General features: G+C 55.3%; 22 protein-coding genes. 13 read left to right on the top strand and 9 right to left on the bottom strand.

Annotated features, from left to right (window positions below):
* Positions 1-170 precede the first annotated feature (170 nt).
* The 4 genes from ACQ86N_RS45210 to ACQ86N_RS45225 all read left to right on the top strand — a co-directional run bounded on the left by ACQ86N_RS45210 (position 171) and on the right by ACQ86N_RS45225 (position 3,456).
* On the top strand, positions 171-998 hold the full coding sequence (locus tag ACQ86N_RS45210; protein WP_431212791.1) for an OmpA family protein: 828 nt from the start codon (positions 171-173) through the stop codon (positions 996-998).
* A gap of 151 nt (positions 999-1,149) precedes the next feature.
* Positions 1,150-1,884: a hypothetical protein gene (locus ACQ86N_RS45215; RefSeq protein ID WP_431212792.1), complete on the top strand. Its 735-nt coding sequence runs from the start codon at positions 1,150-1,152 to the stop codon at positions 1,882-1,884.
* Complete coding sequence (locus ACQ86N_RS45220) at positions 1,791-2,549, top strand: 7TM-DISM domain-containing protein (RefSeq protein WP_431212793.1); 759 nt, start codon at positions 1,791-1,793, stop codon at positions 2,547-2,549. Before ACQ86N_RS45215 ends, ACQ86N_RS45220 begins: the two co-directional genes overlap by 94 nt.
* The gene (locus tag ACQ86N_RS45225) at positions 2,464-3,456 is read left to right on the top strand and encodes an ATP-binding protein (protein WP_431217861.1); all 993 of its coding nucleotides are present in this window, start codon (positions 2,464-2,466) and stop codon (positions 3,454-3,456) included. The genes ACQ86N_RS45220 and ACQ86N_RS45225 overlap by 86 nt, the downstream gene beginning before the upstream one ends.
* Before the next feature lie 51 nt (positions 3,457-3,507).
* Here the strand turns inward: ACQ86N_RS45225 and ACQ86N_RS45230 are convergent, their stop codons facing one another.
* The 3 genes from ACQ86N_RS45230 to ACQ86N_RS45240 all read right to left on the bottom strand — a co-directional run bounded on the left by ACQ86N_RS45230 (position 3,508) and on the right by ACQ86N_RS45240 (position 5,649).
* Complete coding sequence (locus ACQ86N_RS45230; RefSeq protein ID WP_431212794.1) at positions 3,508-3,996, bottom strand: hypothetical protein; 489 nt, start codon at positions 3,994-3,996, stop codon at positions 3,508-3,510.
* Between the two features lie 82 nt (positions 3,997-4,078).
* Complete coding sequence (locus tag ACQ86N_RS45235; protein ID WP_431212795.1) at positions 4,079-5,233, bottom strand: cation:proton antiporter; 1,155 nt, start codon at positions 5,231-5,233, stop codon at positions 4,079-4,081.
* 29 nt (positions 5,234-5,262) lie between these two features.
* Positions 5,263-5,649, bottom strand: a complete 387-nt coding sequence (locus ACQ86N_RS45240; RefSeq protein ID WP_431212796.1) for a cation:proton antiporter — start codon at positions 5,647-5,649, stop codon at positions 5,263-5,265.
* A gap of 145 nt (positions 5,650-5,794) precedes the next feature.
* Here ACQ86N_RS45240 and ACQ86N_RS45245 point away from each other — a divergent pair, with 145 nt between their 5' ends.
* Entirely contained in the window at positions 5,795-6,196 is a 402-nt protein-coding gene (locus ACQ86N_RS45245; RefSeq protein WP_431217862.1) for an META domain-containing protein, read from the top strand.
* Between the two features lie 113 nt (positions 6,197-6,309).
* The gene (locus ACQ86N_RS45250) at positions 6,310-6,585 is read left to right on the top strand and encodes a hypothetical protein (RefSeq protein ID WP_431212797.1); all 276 of its coding nucleotides are present in this window, start codon (positions 6,310-6,312) and stop codon (positions 6,583-6,585) included.
* A gap of 32 nt (positions 6,586-6,617) precedes the next feature.
* Here the strand turns inward: ACQ86N_RS45250 and ACQ86N_RS45255 are convergent, their stop codons facing one another.
* Complete coding sequence (locus ACQ86N_RS45255; protein ID WP_431212798.1) at positions 6,618-6,908, bottom strand: hypothetical protein; 291 nt, start codon at positions 6,906-6,908, stop codon at positions 6,618-6,620.
* Between the two features lie 149 nt (positions 6,909-7,057).
* Here ACQ86N_RS45255 and ACQ86N_RS45260 point away from each other — a divergent pair, with 149 nt between their 5' ends.
* Positions 7,058-7,213, top strand: coding sequence for a hypothetical protein (locus ACQ86N_RS45260; RefSeq protein ID WP_431212799.1), 156 nt, complete (start codon positions 7,058-7,060; stop codon positions 7,211-7,213).
* Here ACQ86N_RS45260 and ACQ86N_RS45265 read toward each other — a convergent pair.
* The 5 genes from ACQ86N_RS45265 to ACQ86N_RS45285 form a co-directional block, all read right to left on the bottom strand.
* Positions 7,210-7,359 carry a WGR domain-containing protein gene (locus tag ACQ86N_RS45265; protein ID WP_431217863.1) on the bottom strand — a complete coding sequence of 50 codons (150 nt, stop codon included), beginning with the start codon at positions 7,357-7,359 and terminating at the stop codon, positions 7,210-7,212. The two genes, ACQ86N_RS45260 and ACQ86N_RS45265, sit on opposite strands and share 4 nt — an antisense overlap.
* Positions 7,296-12,167, bottom strand: coding sequence for an AAA domain-containing protein (locus tag ACQ86N_RS45270; RefSeq protein WP_431217864.1), 4,872 nt, complete (start codon positions 12,165-12,167; stop codon positions 7,296-7,298). The genes ACQ86N_RS45265 and ACQ86N_RS45270 overlap by 64 nt, the downstream gene beginning before the upstream one ends.
* Entirely contained in the window at positions 12,139-12,369 is a 231-nt protein-coding gene (locus ACQ86N_RS45275; RefSeq protein WP_431212800.1) for a hypothetical protein, read from the bottom strand. Before ACQ86N_RS45275 ends, ACQ86N_RS45270 begins: the two co-directional genes overlap by 29 nt.
* A gap of 1 nt (position 12,370) precedes the next feature.
* Positions 12,371-13,597 carry a M48 family metalloprotease gene (locus tag ACQ86N_RS45280; RefSeq protein WP_431212801.1) on the bottom strand — a complete coding sequence of 409 codons (1,227 nt, stop codon included), beginning with the start codon at positions 13,595-13,597 and terminating at the stop codon, positions 12,371-12,373.
* A 92-nt stretch (positions 13,598-13,689) separates the two neighbouring features.
* Complete coding sequence (locus tag ACQ86N_RS45285) at positions 13,690-13,821, bottom strand: hypothetical protein (RefSeq protein ID WP_431212802.1); 132 nt, start codon at positions 13,819-13,821, stop codon at positions 13,690-13,692.
* A gap of 122 nt (positions 13,822-13,943) precedes the next feature.
* Between ACQ86N_RS45285 and ACQ86N_RS45290 the strand changes: the two genes are divergently transcribed.
* The 6 genes from ACQ86N_RS45290 to ACQ86N_RS45315 all read left to right on the top strand — a co-directional run bounded on the left by ACQ86N_RS45290 (position 13,944) and on the right by ACQ86N_RS45315 (position 17,405).
* Entirely contained in the window at positions 13,944-14,090 is a 147-nt protein-coding gene (locus ACQ86N_RS45290) for a UvrD-helicase domain-containing protein (protein ID WP_431212803.1), read from the top strand.
* Complete coding sequence (locus tag ACQ86N_RS45295; RefSeq protein ID WP_431212804.1) at positions 14,087-15,310, top strand: ATP-dependent helicase; 1,224 nt, start codon at positions 14,087-14,089, stop codon at positions 15,308-15,310. The genes ACQ86N_RS45290 and ACQ86N_RS45295 overlap by 4 nt, the downstream gene beginning before the upstream one ends.
* Positions 15,282-15,983, top strand: a complete 702-nt coding sequence (locus tag ACQ86N_RS45300; RefSeq protein ID WP_431212805.1) for a 3'-5' exonuclease — start codon at positions 15,282-15,284, stop codon at positions 15,981-15,983. The genes ACQ86N_RS45295 and ACQ86N_RS45300 overlap by 29 nt, the downstream gene beginning before the upstream one ends.
* A gap of 97 nt (positions 15,984-16,080) precedes the next feature.
* Positions 16,081-16,299: a hypothetical protein gene (locus ACQ86N_RS45305; protein WP_431212806.1), complete on the top strand. Its 219-nt coding sequence runs from the start codon at positions 16,081-16,083 to the stop codon at positions 16,297-16,299.
* Positions 16,300-16,546: 247 nt separating this feature from the next.
* On the top strand, positions 16,547-17,125 hold the full coding sequence (locus tag ACQ86N_RS45310) for a hypothetical protein (RefSeq protein ID WP_431212807.1): 579 nt from the start codon (positions 16,547-16,549) through the stop codon (positions 17,123-17,125).
* 118 nt (positions 17,126-17,243) lie between these two features.
* The gene (locus tag ACQ86N_RS45315; RefSeq protein ID WP_431212808.1) at positions 17,244-17,405 is read left to right on the top strand and encodes a hypothetical protein; all 162 of its coding nucleotides are present in this window, start codon (positions 17,244-17,246) and stop codon (positions 17,403-17,405) included.
* Positions 17,406-17,410 lie beyond the last annotated feature (5 nt).

Genomic DNA, 17,410 nt, shown 5'->3' on the forward strand with positions numbered 1-17,410 from the left:
CGCCTATTTTTCCAACCAACAAAGTATGGTATCTTGGTTTGTTGCTATATCTTTGGCACATTATTCTAATCCGGCCGCATGACCATAGGCGAGGGAGAATAATAATTTTTTAAATAAATGATATTACTATGATGAAGCTTAAACAAACATTGCTCTTCACTGCTCTCTCTGTGTTCCTATTCTCTTGCGTAAGCTCAAAGAAATTCAAAGCTGCTCAGGCAAAGATCGACTCCCTTACAGCCGCTAACGCGAAGCTGGCAGGCGACCTTAAAAACTGTAACGACCTTACCGCTCAGGATGCAAGCCAAAAAACAGCTCTGCAAAACCAGATCGACGCCCTCAACAAGCAGATCGACTTCCTGAAGCAAAACCACGACGCTACCCTCAAACAACTGCAAGATCTTTCTGTTATCTCCAACTCTCAGGCAGAGAGCATAAAGAAATCTCTGGATAATATCGGTAACAAGGACGCCTATATTCAGAACCTTCAGGCTGAACTGGCGCACAAGGACTCCGTAAACATGGCGCTCGTCATGAACCTGAAAGGCGCTATCGGCAATATGGACGACAAGGATATCAACATCAAGGTCGACAAGGGTGTCATCTATATCGACATCTCCGACAAGCTGCTCTTCAACAGCGGTAAGTTCGAAGTCACTCCTTCTGCCAAGACCGTTCTCGGCAAAGTCGCTTCTGTCCTGAAGGCTCAGCCTGATATCGAGTTCATGGTTGAAGGCCACACCGACAACAAGCCTTACAATCATCCCGGCATGCTGAAAGACAACTGGGACCTCTCTGTTAAGCGTGCTACCTCTGTGGTTCGCATCCTGCAGAAGGAATACGGCCTCGACCCGGCTCATATCACAGCTGCCGGCCGTGGCGAATACGTTCCCGTTGCCGACAATGGTACTGAAGAAGGTCGCGCCGCTAACCGCCGCACCCGCATCGTTATCCTGCCTCAGCTGGATCAGTTCTTCAAACTTCTCGAGAAGAAATAACTTATTCCCAAATTACTTAGGAGAGACCTGCCATGACGGCGGGTCTCTTTTTTATCGGATTGATCAATTTTATCGGACAATCTGCGTTAAAGGACGAGAACTGGACCCCGGTCCGGCTGACACCTATTATTCCTGATTGTAGCACGGCTTTATGAAGAGAAGACTGCCGATTATAACCGTATTCACCCTGCTGATGGCCCCGGGTCTCTCCTGCCTTGCCGGAGGTGACACTACACCCGTGGCCAAAATGGGGGTATTGGACCTTCGGAAGACCAGTCTTTTCTCGAAACCGGTTCCGATCAGCGGCGAATGGGGCTTTTACTGGGATCGTCTACTCACCCCCGACAGCCTGCCCTCCGCGACACCCACCTATATTCCCTTTCCCCTGCTATGGAGCGACGTTACGCTCAACGGAGCAAAGATCCCGTCCCAGGGCTATGCAACGTATACCCTTACCATCCTTCTCCCTTCCAAAAGACCAAGGCTGGGTCTCGAGGTCCCGGACGCCTATTGTTCGTTCGCACTATATGTGAATGGTATCGTACAGGCGCAGAACGGCCAGCCGGCAACAACGGAAGAAAAAGCCAAACCTTTCTGGGTCACCCGTACCGTAGTCCTTCCCGCAAACGGCTCCGATACCCTGGTCATGGTCATGCAGGTAGCCAACTTCTGGCACAACCGCGGCGGGCCCTATAAGGAGATCCTGCTCGGCGACAAGGACCAGCTCATCCTGAAAAATACCGCGACTCAGCCTATGACTTCCTGCTGGCCGGCTGTCTGTTCATGGGAGGCTTGTTTTTTCTGGGCCTATTCGTATTCGGACGCAACGACCGCACGATCCTCTATTTCGCGTTATTCTGTATCGTTTTTAGCTACCGGATGGTAGGTACCAATCACTACGCCCTCCACTCGCTGTTCTCCGACATGGACTGGTTTATCACCACCCGTCTGGAATACCTTACGCTGTCCATAGGGATAATTCTATTCACACTCTACACCGGTAAGCTTTACCCCGACGATTCCCACCCGGTGATCCTGAAAGGGATGATCTGGTTCTGCATTCTTTATACCGCCGTCATCATCTTTACCCCGACCCTGGTGTTCACCAAATTTCTCGTCTACTTCCTGCTGGTGATGTTCCTCTGCATCGCCTATGCGATGTATATCTATATCCAGGCCGCGCGGCACAAACGAAGCGGCTCTCTCTTCGCGCTGCTGAGTACCGCCGTCATGCTGTTCATCTTTTTGATGATGAACCTGCACTATTTCCTCGTCATCCCCGACCTGCGGATACCGCTGTTCTTTCGGCTATATCGGGTTCTTTTTTCTACAGTCCCTCGCGCTGTCCCACCGCTTTGCGCATACCTTCCGCCGTGCTACATTCCTCGCGCAGCAGGGCCTCCGCGTAAAATCCGAATTTCTGTCCACCATGTCGCACGAAATAAGGACGCCCCTCAACGCTGTCATCGGGATGACGCACCTGCTGCTGCGCAACAAGCCCAGGGCCGACCAGGAAGAAGACCTCGGCGTCCTGCTTTTCTCCGCCAATAACCTGCTTTCTATCGTGAACAATATTCTTGACTATAATAAGATCGAGGAAGGCAAGATCGGCTTCGAACAGATCTCCTTTGACCTGCCCGCCATCGCCCGCAATATCGTGGCCGGCCTGAAGAACACGGCGGACGAGAAGGGAATAGCGCTCCTGATCGACATCGACCCCAGCCTCGACAAACGCCTCATAGGAGACCCGACCAGAACCAGCCAGGTGATCAATAATCTTGTACACAACGCGATCAAGTTTACCCGCGAAGGATCGGTGACGCTGGCGCTCGTCGTGGACCATCGGTGGCCGGATTCTTTGTCGGTTACCGTAAAGGTCACGGACACGGGCATCGGGATCGCGCCGGAGAAGCAGCAGATGATCTTTGACAGATTTACCCAGGCGGATTCCTCCACCTCCCGCAGCTATGGCGGCACAGGCCTGGGTCTGGCCATCACGAAGAAGATCCTCGAGCTGCAAGGCGTCCTGCTCCAGCTGCGGAGCAAACCCGGCGAAGGCTCCTGCTTTTATTTTACCCAGACCTTCCCGATCAGCGCCGAAGCCGCGGGTGAAGAGAAAAGCGCCTCGCCGGCTGACGGCCAGGCTCCCCTCCACGGCATCCAGATCCTCCTGGTCGAAGACAATCCGCTCAACGTACTCGTCGCCCGGACGATGCTGGAGAACAACGGCGCCATTGTAGACGTGGCCACCAATGGAGAAGAAGCGCTGACCGCACTCAATCCCGCACGCCATCAGCTGGTCCTGATGGACCTGCACATGCCGGTGATGGACGGCTATGAAGCCACCATCCTACTCCGTAAAAGAGGTGAAACGATCCCCATTATTGCCCTGACCGCCAGTATGCCGAAAGAGTGGAAAGCGAAGCATTCGCCGCTGGTCTCAACGACATCGTGGTAAAACCCTTTAGCCCGGAAGAGCTCTATCGCGTCGTCCTCCAGCACGCGCGAACTACTTAAGCATATTCAGCGCGTTCAGCCATGCGGGCCGCCTGGTAGCCCAGCTGCTGAGCATCGCCTCCGGCTTGAGCCCGCCCTCCAGACTCTTCAGCACATTGCCGGCGTCAGCGTACGTCTTGACGGCGCCCGCGGCCTGCGTAAGACTTCCGACACTAAAACCCTGCTTGAACATATCCGGCTTGATAAACCCGGCCAGCCCGCTGACCGACTTCGCCATACTAACGGCGCTGGACACCTTACCCGCGGCCGCGAGCCAGTCGGTCTTCCCGCCGCTGCCCCATGACGGAAGGAAGGAGGTCGGTTTTATCGCGCCCGCAAATTGTTTCAGCAGACTACCGGCATTGGCCGCTCCGGAGCTGGTCGCCCTGGAAAGTGCGTCTTTTATCTGGGCCTGGGAAGTGACGGTGAGGAGACCCGCGAAGAGGAGAAAGAGGCTTAATTTTTCATAGCATTTATTTCTAATATAAATGATTTTTCCCATATGGCCCAAAACTATCGGATACCGATGGCGGAGTGAGCGCTCAGGCGCCTGGTGTCCGGCCTACCTCCTGAACCTGGCCTCCTCAAGGTCCAGCTCGAACTCCCTTACTCCGCAGGAGCTCTTCCCCGAATTCGTTGACGCGGCGCATATGGGAGAGTTCTTTGCGCTGGATGTCCACCAGCTCGAGCAACAGCTGCCGGTAACGGGGTAAAAAGGCGGGGGCCACTTCGTCTCCTTCTTCGCTCTCGAGGCGCTTGCCGGTGATCTCTACCATCCGCTCGTACCGGGCCTTTAGCCGGTTGAATGCGTCGATCGACTCGGACTCCGCGCTGTAGGCGGTGGTGATGTGTTCCAGCGCCGCGGTAGCAAGTCTCAGCCTGATGGATAGCCGCTGTTCCTCCTCGTTCTCCTTGACGGTAATATCCAGCCTGCGGATGATATAGGGAAGGGTTAGCCCCTGGAGCACCAGGGTGAAAAGAATGACGATAAAGGTGATGAAGAGAATGAGGTTGCGGTGGGGAAACGGCGACCCGTCGCCGAGCAGCAGGGGGATGGCCAGCGCAGAAGCAAGGGAGACGACGCCGCGCATACCGCTCCACCCGACCACCAGAATGGTTTTCCAGCCCGGATTGACCTCCTTCAGCCGGATCCGTTTGCTGCATATCCGCGGCAGGTAGGCGCCGGGGAAGACCCAGGCGATGCGGATCAGTATCGTCACCAGACTGATGACGACTCCGTAGAGTATCGCGGCCCCCAGCGAGTATTCGCCCAGGTCTTTAACGATGCCGGGCAGCTGAAGTCCGATCAGGATGAACACGACGCCATTGAGCAGGAATACAAGTACATTCCAGACGCTCTGGCCCTGCAGCCGGCTGCTGTAGCTGAAGATCTCGTGCGAGCGATAGCTTACAAAAAGCCCGCCGCTGACCACCGCAAGCACGCCGGATGCGTGAAAATGTTCGGCTGTTATATACATCAGATAGGGAGACAGCAGGGTGATGACGGTATCGATACTTGGTGTCGTCGGCAGCCACCGGTGCATGGCATAGACGATATTGCCGATGATCAGCCCGATCAGTATGCCAAAAAAGACCACGCTCATGAAGTCGACGCCCGCCTTCCACAGGAGAAACTTCCCCGTAAAAATAGTCGCCAGGGCAAACCGGAAGACGATCAGCGAAGACGCGTCGTTGACAAGGCTTTCTCCTTCGAGGACGGTCACGATGGGCTTTGGCATCTTCAGATTTTGAAGGACCGTGGTGGCGGCTACCGCGTCAGGGGAGAAATGATCCCTCCCAGCAGGAAACCGCAGGCCAGAGAAAAGTCCGGGATCAGCAGATTGGAGACCAGCGCCACCGTACAGGAGGTAAAGATGACCAGCCCGAACGCCAGCATGCCGATGGGCCGCCGCATTTTCCAGAAGTCATGCCAGGACGTGTACCAGGCGGCAGAATACAGCAACGGCGGAAGAAAGATGACAAAGACGATATCCGGCTCGAGCCTGATCATCGGGATCCCCGGCACCAGACTTATGGCCAGTCCCGCAAGTACAAGGAAGATAGGATAGGAGATACGCAGCTTATTGCTTAGCATTGCCAGCATGGAAACCACGAACAAAAGGGATATGATCAGCAGAAGGTTGTCCTGTAGCATGGGTGTAAATTAAAACTTTCGGTGGCACCATTTTTGAAAATCATATCAAAAACACCGCCATGAAACTTCTTCCAGTTATCTTCATTCTGGCTTTGGCCGCCTGCCAGAGCCCTCTGCCGAAGCCGGAAAAGCACCAGGCCGACACATCCGTCACCGCGACGGCAAAGCCGCTTCCCCGGACACCAGCACCCTCGGTGGTTCCTGGTGGCTCCAGCCCGTCCTGCCCTCGGACACCGCGGCAGGCAAGACGCCGGTAATGGAGTTTGACATGGCCAAATCCCGTTTTTCCGGCAACACCGGATGCAATTCGATGCGCGGGTCGTTCTATTTTAGCAAAACGGACAGCAGCCTCACCTTCTCCGATAAAATAATTACAACAAAAATGGCCTGTCCCGGTTATAATGAACCGGCATTTATGAAAAGCCTGAGGAGCACCGCCCATTATCGCCTCCGCAACGGGGTACTGACCCTGCTCGCGGAAGACAATACGGAGCTTTCACACTGGATGAGGAAACCGGCCGTCGCGTCAAAGACGCTGAAGGCCTGATCCACAGGAAATACACAGTTCTCCCTGGCAACAGTAGCTTAACATAGGCTTCACGGTCCGTTAATATAATAGCCGGAACTTTTAGAAATAATTCAACCACCAAAAGAGCGTTTATGGCAAACACACTCGTGGATTTGACAAGGGAACTGCTAAACAGCGGGGTATTCAATCACCTTCCGGACAACGAGATCTCGCGTCTGCACTGGATGATCCTCCAGGGTCAGGAAGAAGACCGGATCCCTCTGCAGCCTTTGTTCAGCTATTGGTACCGGGGAGACTACTATTCTTCCAACGCTTCACCCGGACTACTGCAGCGGTGCAACGAATACCTGCAGCGCATGGGCCAGCCGCTCATCGACGTATACGGGGAAGAGTTTTACGAGGCTTAGACGCGGCCAACGGCAACCGCGCTGCCCGACCCTCAGATCTTCGGCCGGTAATAAGTATCCGGATCCGTCAGTACCTTCTTCCACTGACGCTGATGACTCTCCTGCCACTTCCTGTCCGGATGCACCGACCAATCCACCGCCGCCAGTTGCTGCCGCACAAAATCCCGCTGCTCCGGGTGTACGAACATCGGATGCAGATAATACCATTTACGATCCGAGGTCAGCATGTTCCAAAATTCCGCGAAGTCCGCGTACCGCGTCTCGAAGATCTTCACCTCATCTTTCGCGTCATCGTAGGTACTGTGATTGTAATAGTAGTGCACCCCCCCTCACCCGTAACCCGGTAGAGACTCCCGCCGCTGTTCTCACTGGAAATGTCGAAATAGAGCTCTTTTGCCAAGAAAATAGTATTTTCGGTTACCGAAGTCCCCCGAGGGGGTATTTTTCTGTTATCTTATTAAAAATAATTCATATGGCACTCATACCCAATAATAAAAAGAAAAAGGACGGCAAACTGCCCGCGGCCCCCAAGAGCAATATCCCCGGATTCCCCTCGGGAAAAGGTAAGGCCACCAAGGGCGCAGTAAAGAATACCCGTCTTACCGGCGGCTCGCAGCGCGGCTCCTAAGCCTCGCGGAATCCCTTTGTTTTCTGCTCCTTCTCCTGCCGGTCCTGCTCCCTTCGCGCAGCCTCCTCATCAGGAAAAGTTTTCAGCTGTATTTGTCCCCGCTTGCCTGTCTTCCCCCAGCGGACAACCAGTCTGTTGCCATCGATAGCCGACTCCCAGAACCGTTCCTCATCGGCGACAAGCCGACGAAATACCAAAAGATCGTATGTCGATGTGACCCCTGATCACCGGCCGCTAAACCACTGCCAGCCGCACCCGGTCCGCCGGGCACCACTGCTGTAGCCGGCGATGCCGGATCGTTCAACACCTTCACGACCAGCTCGAGCACTTTTTGCGGCTGGTGCAGCCAGTCCTTGGCATATACCGGCAACACCCTCCATCCAAACGCCTTCAGTATCGCCGGCCGCTGATAATACTGCTCCACCAGATTGCCGTTCCGGTAGTGCGAGTCGTCGTCGATCAGTATCGCCAGCGAATAGGCTTCGTCATCCCCGTTCCTCCTTACGGCCAGCGAACACTTGAAATCGGACTGCCCCACCTGTTCCGCCACCTCATAGCCCAGCGCCACCAGCTGCTGCTTCAGCTGCTCCCGTACGACGGTCGGCCCTAAGGCGCCCCTGGCCTCCGCCTTGCGCGGCACCAGCCCATCCAGTATCGCCCGCGCCGTCGCCATCTGCCCGAGACTGACCAGCTCGGCATACTGCAGGAAGCGGCGCAGATAGTTAGCGCCTTCATTGTATTCATTCGTGATCTGGTCATAGCGGATGCTGCTTACGACCGCCATATGTTTTCTCGCGCGGCTGAAAAGTACGTTCAGCCGTTTTTCCCCACCTTTTTTATTGACGGGACCGAAATTCATCAGCATCCGCCGCCGGCTGTCGGGGCCGTAGCAGACGCTCATGATAATAATGTCCCGCTCGTCCCCCTGTATGTTCTCCAGATTTTTGATGATAAGTCCCGTGAACTGGTCGTTCTCGGTCCTGTTATAAGCCTCTTCCAGCTGCTGCGCGAACACGGCGTCCTTCTCCGCCAGCAGGTCCAGTGCCGTCCCGATGGTATGCTGCTGCTCCTGGCTGAAAGCGACGATGCCGATACTTTCACGGACCCCCCGCTTCAAAAGCTCACGAACGATATGCGCAATATAGTCCGACTCCCCGGCATTGCTCCTCTTTTCATACACGCTGTCCGGCAGCAGATGATAGCTGATGCTTCGGTCGAACAAACACTCCACCGTGGACAAGGCCTCTTCGGGTGCGGTGATCCTGAGCGGCTGTTTTTCGTGGTGGTGAATGGTCTTATCCGGGATGGTCAGCAGGTCGCCCTCGTAGAAGGCGTGATTGCTGTAGCTGATCAGCGTCTCATAGTGACTCCTGTAGTGCCAGCTCAGCAGGGTGGAGTCCAGCTTGCGCGCGCCCTGTGCCAGCAGGCTGTCCGCGTCGTCGCTGAGCCATTCGTTCTCCTCCCGGTCTTCGGCCTTGTCCATATCGTCCGGGTCATTTCCGTTGGCGGCCGCACTGAAAAAATCCGTTGGAGGCATCTGTTTCTCGTCTCCCACAATGATCGTCTGCCCACTGCGGTACAGGGCCGGCACACCCTCTTCCAGGGTGATCTGGCTGGCCTCGTCGAAGATGACGACGTCGAAATGCCCGGTATCCAGCGGGAGGCTGTCGCTGACGCTGTAAGGGCTCATCAGCCACACGGGTTTGATATCCTTCAGCACGAGGCCACTGTCTTTCTCCGAAAGCTCGCGGATGCTTTTATAGCGCATACTCTTCCCGAACTCGTTCTCCAGTATCTTACGTCCTTCAGTATACGCTTTCTTGAATTTTTTCTGGTCTTCCGTCAGCTGGCCCGCCGGTCTGCCCGAGACCTCCAGCTGGTGCAGGAATTTCTGGCGTACATAGGCCCGGATCACCTCCGCGTTCAGCCCGAGCAGGGAACCATACGCTTCGCCCAGCTGCTGTACGGCCTTGTCCAGCGACTGCTTGTCGATGCCCCTGTAAACGCGGTTCGACTGATATACCTCGTCCAGACTTTTTCTCGCGATGGCCACGTCTATCTGTATGGTGCGCATCGGCAATAAGCGAACCGCCCTCTTCACCGGCGGCGGAAGCGCGCAGAAAGCTCTGAGCACCGGCAACCAGTCCCGCAGCCCTTCGGCATTCGCCTGGATATTCTGCAGCTCGTCCCGTATCTCCGACAGGCTTCCAGTTGGCGGCTCCTGCAGACAGCGCCGCAGTTGCGTCCCGAGCCTGCTCAGCGGCTGGTGCAGGGCCTGCAGCGCGGCGACCAGCGCCGGCCCGTCCGGATGCCGCAGCAGGTATTCCAGTTCCGGCTGTGCCCGCCGTCCATGCAGCAGGTCGATGCTGAGCCTGGCCGTATCGGGGTTGTCCATGCGATAGTCTTCTTCCAGCTTGCGCTTCTCCTCTTCGACCTCCGCCTGCGCGTCATATTCGGCCTTCAGCTGTAGGAGCAGGCTGAGACAGGTAGGTTTCACGGCGTGCTGCGAGAGATCGTAGCTGGTCCCGATCTGTTGCTTCAGCCGTTGCCAGGCGCCGCTGAACATGCTGAAGAACTTTCCTTCTTTTTCGGTTGCCAGCCTGATCGCGGCGTCGAGATCGCGCGCCGGCAGCTTGTTTGTCCATCCATTGTTCTTAGTCGCCGCCTGCTGGTGCGCGTCCTGCAGCTGTTTGTACTTCCTGAACCTGCGACCCAGCCGTTTCGCTTCCTCGCGGTCGGGGTCGGCGACGGCCATATGCCCCGTCTGCGCAAATGGATATAGAAGCACGGCCAACTGTACCAGACTCTTCAGCCGCTCGGGATCCTGCACGTGCTGCGGGTCGACCCGACAGCCATTCAGCAGGGCCTCTACCTCGTCCACCAGCGTCAACGCCAATGCCAGCGCCGCATCCAGCTGCCGGTGAGGGCTATCCGACAAAATGATCTGTTCCTGTATTCGGCTGAACGGGTGCGCAGAATAGACAGGGTCTGCACCCGACTCTTCCAGCATTTCGTCCAGTTCTTTCAGGACTACCGCGGAATCCCGCCAGTCCCGGTAAGTCGGGAGCAGCTCTTCGTCTTTGGGCGCCATAGTCAGCAAATGCTCCCGGAGAAGGATGACCCGCTCTATGAGCTGCCGCACGTCCATGCCCGCACCCGCCCCTTCCGAAAGGCTGACCGCGTGAAACTCACGGATTAGGGCGATCGAAATATTCATTTTATCCAGCAGCTGCTGGCGCCGCGATTTCAGCTGTGCCAGATCGAGCCTGTCCTGGGTGAACGCTTCGTACGTGGCCTTCAGGTTGCGGATGAACTCCCGCTTGTCTCCCTGACTGTCGTGGATATAACAGCAGAGTTCCTCGAGGCCTACCTGTTTGAGCCTGTGAAAAACCACGTCCAGTGCAGCCCTTTTCTCACAGACAAAAAGTATGCTCTTGCCCCGCGCGACAAAATCCGCAATAAGATTGGTGATGGTCTGACTCTTGCCCGTACCCGGAGGCCCCTGTATGATATAGCTGTAGCCCGCCCTGCTCTGCAGGATGGCCCTCGCCTGAGTGGGGTCGGCGGTGATCACGTGGTACCACTCGTCGGGCTTGTTCAGGTCGAAGGAATGTTCCGCGAAATTGCGCGGCTGTTCGCTGAACAGTGCGTCGAAGACGTGGTGCTGCAGCTCCTGATCGATGACCGTATTGTAGTCCCTGACCAGACTCATCTTCTTGTAGTTGAAGTTGCCGAGAACCATATGGCAGACGTCGAAGTCCCAGCTATAGGGATTGCTCTCGCTTTCTGCCAGCGCATATAACTGACGCTCGCGGGAGGGCCCGTCATCCACCAGAAAACGAATATTCGTCCGGACTTCGGAATTCACCATCGATTCCAGAAAACTGCCCCGCGGCTCGATCCGCTGACGGAAGATCTCCAGCCCCAGCGGCTTGTAGTGCTCCGGGTCATAGCTATAGGGAATGGACTGGTAGCCCGTTTCCCTGAATCCCCGGCGCCGCAGCCTTTTGCGGTAGTTGTTGACGGTCTGCCGCGCCTCGCTATGGATCAGCCGGATCCGCGGCCTGTCGATATAGTGCAGGGCGATGCCCTGGCCGGCCTCTTCGATCTGCGCCCGGACGTGGTTGTAGAACTGTTCGGGACTCATCTCGTCGAGGTCGATAAAATCCGGCAGGCGAATGCCGTAGAGTTCTTTCAGCTGTCCTGCCAGGACCGGATTGACCTCGGCGGCGTTGTCGAGGACCTTTAATACATAGTGGTCCTCTTTTAGTTTCTTATTCTTTTTCAGATCGACCGGCAACAGGAGCAGCGGGCTCTGTATCCTCTCCCGCGGCTCTTCTTTCAGGTTGTGCCAGTTGAGGAAGGCGATCACCAGCCGCAGCTGGCTGAAACCGTATTCCTGCACGTCCCGCTGCGATTCTACCCGCACCCGGTCGAGAGAGGCGGGCAGATAGCCATGATCTTCAAAACGGAGGTATTTGTTCAGAACGATCTCCTTCATCCCCGTGATCTTTTCCGCCAGTTCGCCATGCCAGGTAAACAGCAGCTCGGGACGGATACTCTGGTAGTGAAGAACGATCGGCACGCTGCTGACCGTCAGATTGACAAACCGCATATTCGGCTTGTAGTACAAAAGCCTGTTGCGACGGCTGGTATCGAACAGGCGGTTGCGCAGCCGGTTGAGGATAAAAGCTTCGCGCTGTTTCAGTTCCTTATGCACCCAGCCAGCGATCTGGCTGAGGTCGGTCTGTTTTTCCGGGTCAAAATCGCGGTAGTGTTCGAGACGCCGGATGATATCATACAGGTCCTGCGACCGGCGGCCCCTGTCCAGCTCGGTCATCTCGGTGATCAGCCGCCCCAGAGTCGGGTGTATCCGTCGGTTAAACAGCGAAGGGTTTGTGCGCTGCTGTACAAAGACAGTAAGGTCATGTCCGTCGTAGAGGTCCAGTCCCATTGCCACGCTGCCAAGGACAAGCCCCAGACAAAAAGATATCGGTCTGCGGATCGTGATGACCGAGCATGATCTCGTGGCTGCGATAGCCCGGCAGATAGGCGGGATATTTCAGCGGCTCACGTAAGTCCGTGTGGATCTTCAGCGTCTCCGAATGCATCGTGTCGTTGCCCGTGTCAGCCTGCAGCCGGATCTTGTCGGTCACGTCAAAACTTTTGGTGCGCAGTTCGGGATAGAGGGCCTCCACCCGGTAAAGTGCCTGCGCCGGCGCGTGGGCCAGGGTCTCGTCGATATCCAGCGCCCCTTCGGTGGTAAACAGGGCGTCCTCTCTTTCGAATGGTCCTACCAGCCCCGCTTCGTGGAAGCTGAGGACTTCCCTGAAAGAGGGGTATGACGAAGGCGATGCTGTCGTCGGTGGAATAGTCGCCCTTGTCAAAGGCCGTCGTGAGAAAGTCGGATAATGGTATTCGCATAGGTTTCCTGAACTTTTTGTTTGTACTGCAGCCATTTCTTATCGCTGAGCTGCAGCTCTTTTTATACGCGGAGTCAAAGGCCGCCGTTAGCTGCGTCTCCCCGGCGAACTCAAAGGCGCGGCCCGCCGGCATCTCCCCGAGGGAGGGGTCGGTCAGCACGAAGTCCAGCAGTACATAGGCGAAATAGTCCTGGATGCTGGGGTGCGCTCCGGCAAGGCGTTCTGCGAGCGCCGCGGGCGCGGAGGGGTCCTGATCCTGCGCGGTAAACGAGATCTTAGGAAAATACTGTTCCGCCAGCCCTTCGACCAGGGCGCTCCGAAACCATTCGGGACGCAGATACTCAACCAGGAACGCCCTGGTCAGATCATTCAGGTCCTTCTGCGCAAAAAGGTCCAGCCGGTCCAGTTCGGGGCTGCCCCCGATCATCTGAGCAACGAGGCCGCCCGCCTCATCAGGCCGGTCCGCCCATAGCCGAAGCGCCCTCGTCCGTATAAAATTCGTAGGATGGCTGGGGGTAACGGACCGCGTCCCCGGCTCCGCGGCAAAGACGGCCTCCGCCTGCTCGGCATAACTCTCGGCACTCACCTCCCCGAGACCCGTCGCGATCTTCAGCAGGGAGGTTATCACCGGGCCGGTGTCCCCCACCACAGTATAGGCGCCGCGGTCGCAATAAATTTCTGTATATAGTTTGAAAAGTCTCGCCGTCTCGAACCAGGGCGGCTCGCTCTGGTAGTTATTGGCAATGGCGGTGATGATCCGGTCCGCAACCTCCAGCTCTCCGTCAAAAGCGCGGAACAACCGCACATGACTCAGCTCGTGCGCGATCACGGCCAGCAGCTCGGCGTCGTTGAGCCGCCCGATGATCGGACCGCTAAATACGATATGCGCCTCCTGGTCCAGATAGACGATGCTCGCATTCATCTCGGGGCTGTCATATAGCTGCGCCTGACTGATGGTCACGACCAGGTCACCCAGCCCCAGTTTTTCGCGCGCAAAGCCGACCTTTTCGTAGAGGGCCTTGTCCGTCTCCGGGCGAAACTGATAGGTGTTCTTCAGCAGCTCGGTCCTGAAAGCGGCCAGCTGCTCTTCGCGAGTACGCGCAGCGGCAAAAACTCCCAGGTGGAGCCCTGCTGTTTAAAATGATCGCGGACTTTCAGATGATAAGGAAGAGCCTCGGGTAACATAAGACGGTAAATTAATTAACTTCTTTCATTCGGGAATGACTTCTTTAACTACATGACAATCAGGCTGGCCGCGCCAAAAACGCGGGCACCTGAGTTCGCGCGGATTTAATTAACTTCGCGGCATGCAAGACTATCTCAGCGGATTGAACGACCGGCAGAAAGAAGCGGTATTACACATAGACGGCCCTATCATGATCGTGGCAGGCGCGGGCAGCGGCAAAACCAAAGTGCTTACTACCCGTATTGCCCACCTCCTGGCCCAGGGGTGAACGCATTCAATATTCTCGCCCTCACGTTTACCAATAAGGCGGCTAAGGAGATGAAAGAACGGGTGGAAAAGATCCTCGGCGACTCCCAGGCCAGAAACCTGTTCATCGGTACCTTTCACAGCGTCTTTGCACGGGTCCTGCGCGGCGAAGCCCACCATCTGGGTTACGACAGGAACTTCACCATCTATGACACCGACGACGCCAAGAGCGTTCTGAAGACCGTCATCAACGAGCTGAACCTCGACGACAAACACTATAAGCCCAATGCGGTATACAACAGGATCTCCCAGGCCAAGAACAGCCTCGTGGGGCCTGTCGAATATGCCAACGACTATGCCGTCCAGCAGGAAGATATGCGCGCGAACAGGCCGGCTATCGCACAGATCTTCGCCGCCTACGTTGCCCGCTGCAGAAAGAATGGGGCGATGGACTTCGACGACCTGCTGGTCAATATGTACGAGCTGCTCAAGAACCATCCCGAGAGCCTGCACAAGTTTCAGCATAAGTTCAAATATATCATGATCGATGAGTACCAGGATACGAACCCTGCGCAGTACGAGATCATCAAGCTGCTTGGGGCTGCGCACGAAAATGTATGCGTGGTAGGGGACGACGCCCAGAGCATCTATAGTTTCCGGGGCGCGACCATCGAGAACATCCTCCAGTTTCAAAAAGACTATGACGACGTCAGGGTGGTCATGCTCGAACAGAACTACCGGAGCACTCAGAGTATCCTGAATGTCGCGAATGAGATCATCCGTAATAATAAAGGGCAGATCCCCAAAAATCTCTGGACGGACAATTCACCGGGGGAGAAGATCCGCCTCGTCCGGCTCATGACCGACAACGAAGAGGGAAAATTCATCGCCGACACGATCCAGGAGCAGCGCCTGCGCAATCATTATAACAACCGCGACTTTGCCGTCCTCTACCGGACCAACGCACAGAGCCGCGCCTTTGAAGAAAGCCTGAGGCGGATGGCGATCCCGTATACGATGTTTGGCGGGGTCAGTTTTTATTCAAGAAAAGAGATAAAGGACTTTGTGGCCTATCTGCGCATCATCGTCAACCCGAAGGACGAAGAAGCGCTCAAACGCATCATCAACTATCCCGCCCGCGGCATTGGTAAAACGACGATCGACAGGGCTGTACTCGCCGCTAACGAAAATAATATTTCCCTCTGGGAAGCTGGTGGAAAGAGCGAGGGAATTCGGCTTTAAGGCCGGGACGCTGGAGGCGCTGGAGAATTTTGCGGTGATGATCCGCAGCTTTGCCAGCATGCTCGAAAAGCACAACGCCTATGACGTCGCGGCCCATGTCGGCAAACAGACCAATATCGTCAAAGAGCTGTTCAACGACAAGACGACCGAAGGGCTCGCCCGGTATGAGAACACACAGGAGTTGCTCAACTCTATCAAGGAGTTCACCGAAAGACCCGACGATGACGGCGTGCTCGAACCCGAGACAAAAGGTCTGGGCAATTACCTCCAGCAGATCACGCTGCTGACGGACGCCGACGAGAAGGATCCCAATGCCGACACGGTCAAGCTGATGAGTATCCACGCCGCCAAAGGTCTGGAGTTCTCCTGCGTCTTTGCGGTCGGACTGGAAGAAATGCTGTTTCCCAACGGGATGGCTATCAATACCCGCGAAGAGCTGGAAGAAGAAAGAAGACTTTTCTACGTGGTGATCACGAGGGCAAAGCAACGACTCTGGATATCCTATGCCAATACACGCTACCGGTTTGGCAACCTGGTACAGAACGAGCCCAGCCGTTTTATAGACGAGATCCCCTCAGAATATTTAGACCGCAGTTTTGCAGGCGGCGGCATACGCAACCAGGGTTTTTCAGGACCCTCGGGATCCGCCTTACGACCGTATGCACGGCAATAGTTTTGGCGGCAATTCCGCCTCACAGGCAGAGAAAAGATACGGCCCTCCGCCGGCAAAGAAAGAGACCAAGCCATCCTACGTTCCTCCAAAGCCATACATGAGAACTATCGAGCACAATCCGTCGCCCGATTTTGTTGCCAGTGATACTTCGAGTCTGCGGGTCGGACAAAAAGTAGAGCACCAGAAATTCGGATTCGGCGAAGTTATGAGCATCGAAGGCTCTGCGCATAGTCCGATCGCAACCGTCAGATTCCAGAACAACGGAGAGAAAAAGATCATGCTCAACTTTGCCAAGCTGCGCATTGTTGAAGGATAGAGTGAGTTGCTTTTCAGCAAGGCATGATGCGGCCTGCCGGGTTTCAACGACGAAATGTTGCAAATTTTTTGCACAACTGAGACGAATTTGCAGTCGTTGGCCCGGGAATGAATCTCCTTTATAGAACTTTTCTAACACTGGGAAAAAATGACTTGATTTGCAGCAGCGATGAAAAAAATGACGGAGTCCGTCGCGCTGAAAATGGCCACAGCTATTGACTTTAACAAAATTTTGCTACCTTTTACGCATGACCGAAATGTACAAGATACAGCCGGATGGATTGTATTTTGTAACCCTAACCGTAGTTGGCGGGATCGACGTGTTCACCCGCTACGAATATTGTGATCTGCTTGTAGATAATCTAAACTACTGCATAGAGAACAAACGGTTACGGGTATACGAATACGCCATCCTGCCCAGTCAACTGTATATGATCGCGGACGTCGAACAAGGAAAAGGTAACCTGCCCAAAGTTTTACGGGATCTGAAAAGCATCTCGGCTAAACAACTCCTCCGCGCCATATCCGAACACCCCGAAGAAAGCCGTAAAGAGTGGCTCATGCGCCTGTTCCATTTTTTTGCCAACCGGTACCAGCACGATTCCGAACACCATTTCTGGCAGTTCGGCAATCAGCCCGTCGACCTCGAAAAGCTGGCCAGGAAAGAGAAGCCTCTTCCGTCACCGATCGACAAACTCCAAAGGGCCAAATGGGTCGACGACCCCCGGCACTATATCTATTGCAGCGCCTATCCCCGGCAAAGAGTAAAACTTACTTCGGTGAATGGACATCCAACGGATGTTACAGATGTAGAAAAAATAACATGAGCTATGTAAACAAAAGATACATTTTTTTGTACCTTTAAAGACATCCCTTTCCCATAACCTGTCACGTAAGCCGGACATCCTCCGGTGGAAACGCTATTTTATCACCAAACCGAAGGTTATGTTCTCAAAGGATAAGCCGAAAGTTCCCCTCGACGCGTGTCACCTTTTGACGCTGAATACGGTAGATAAGATTGATGTATTCGTCAGGCCGGCTTATAAACAGGTGATAGCAGAGGCCCTTAACTACTTCGTCGACACCCAGTGGTCTGACCATCTATAGCTGGT

The organism is Puia sp. P3, assembly GCF_050632245.1.
Lineage (GTDB): Bacteria > Bacteroidota > Bacteroidia > Chitinophagales > Chitinophagaceae > Puia.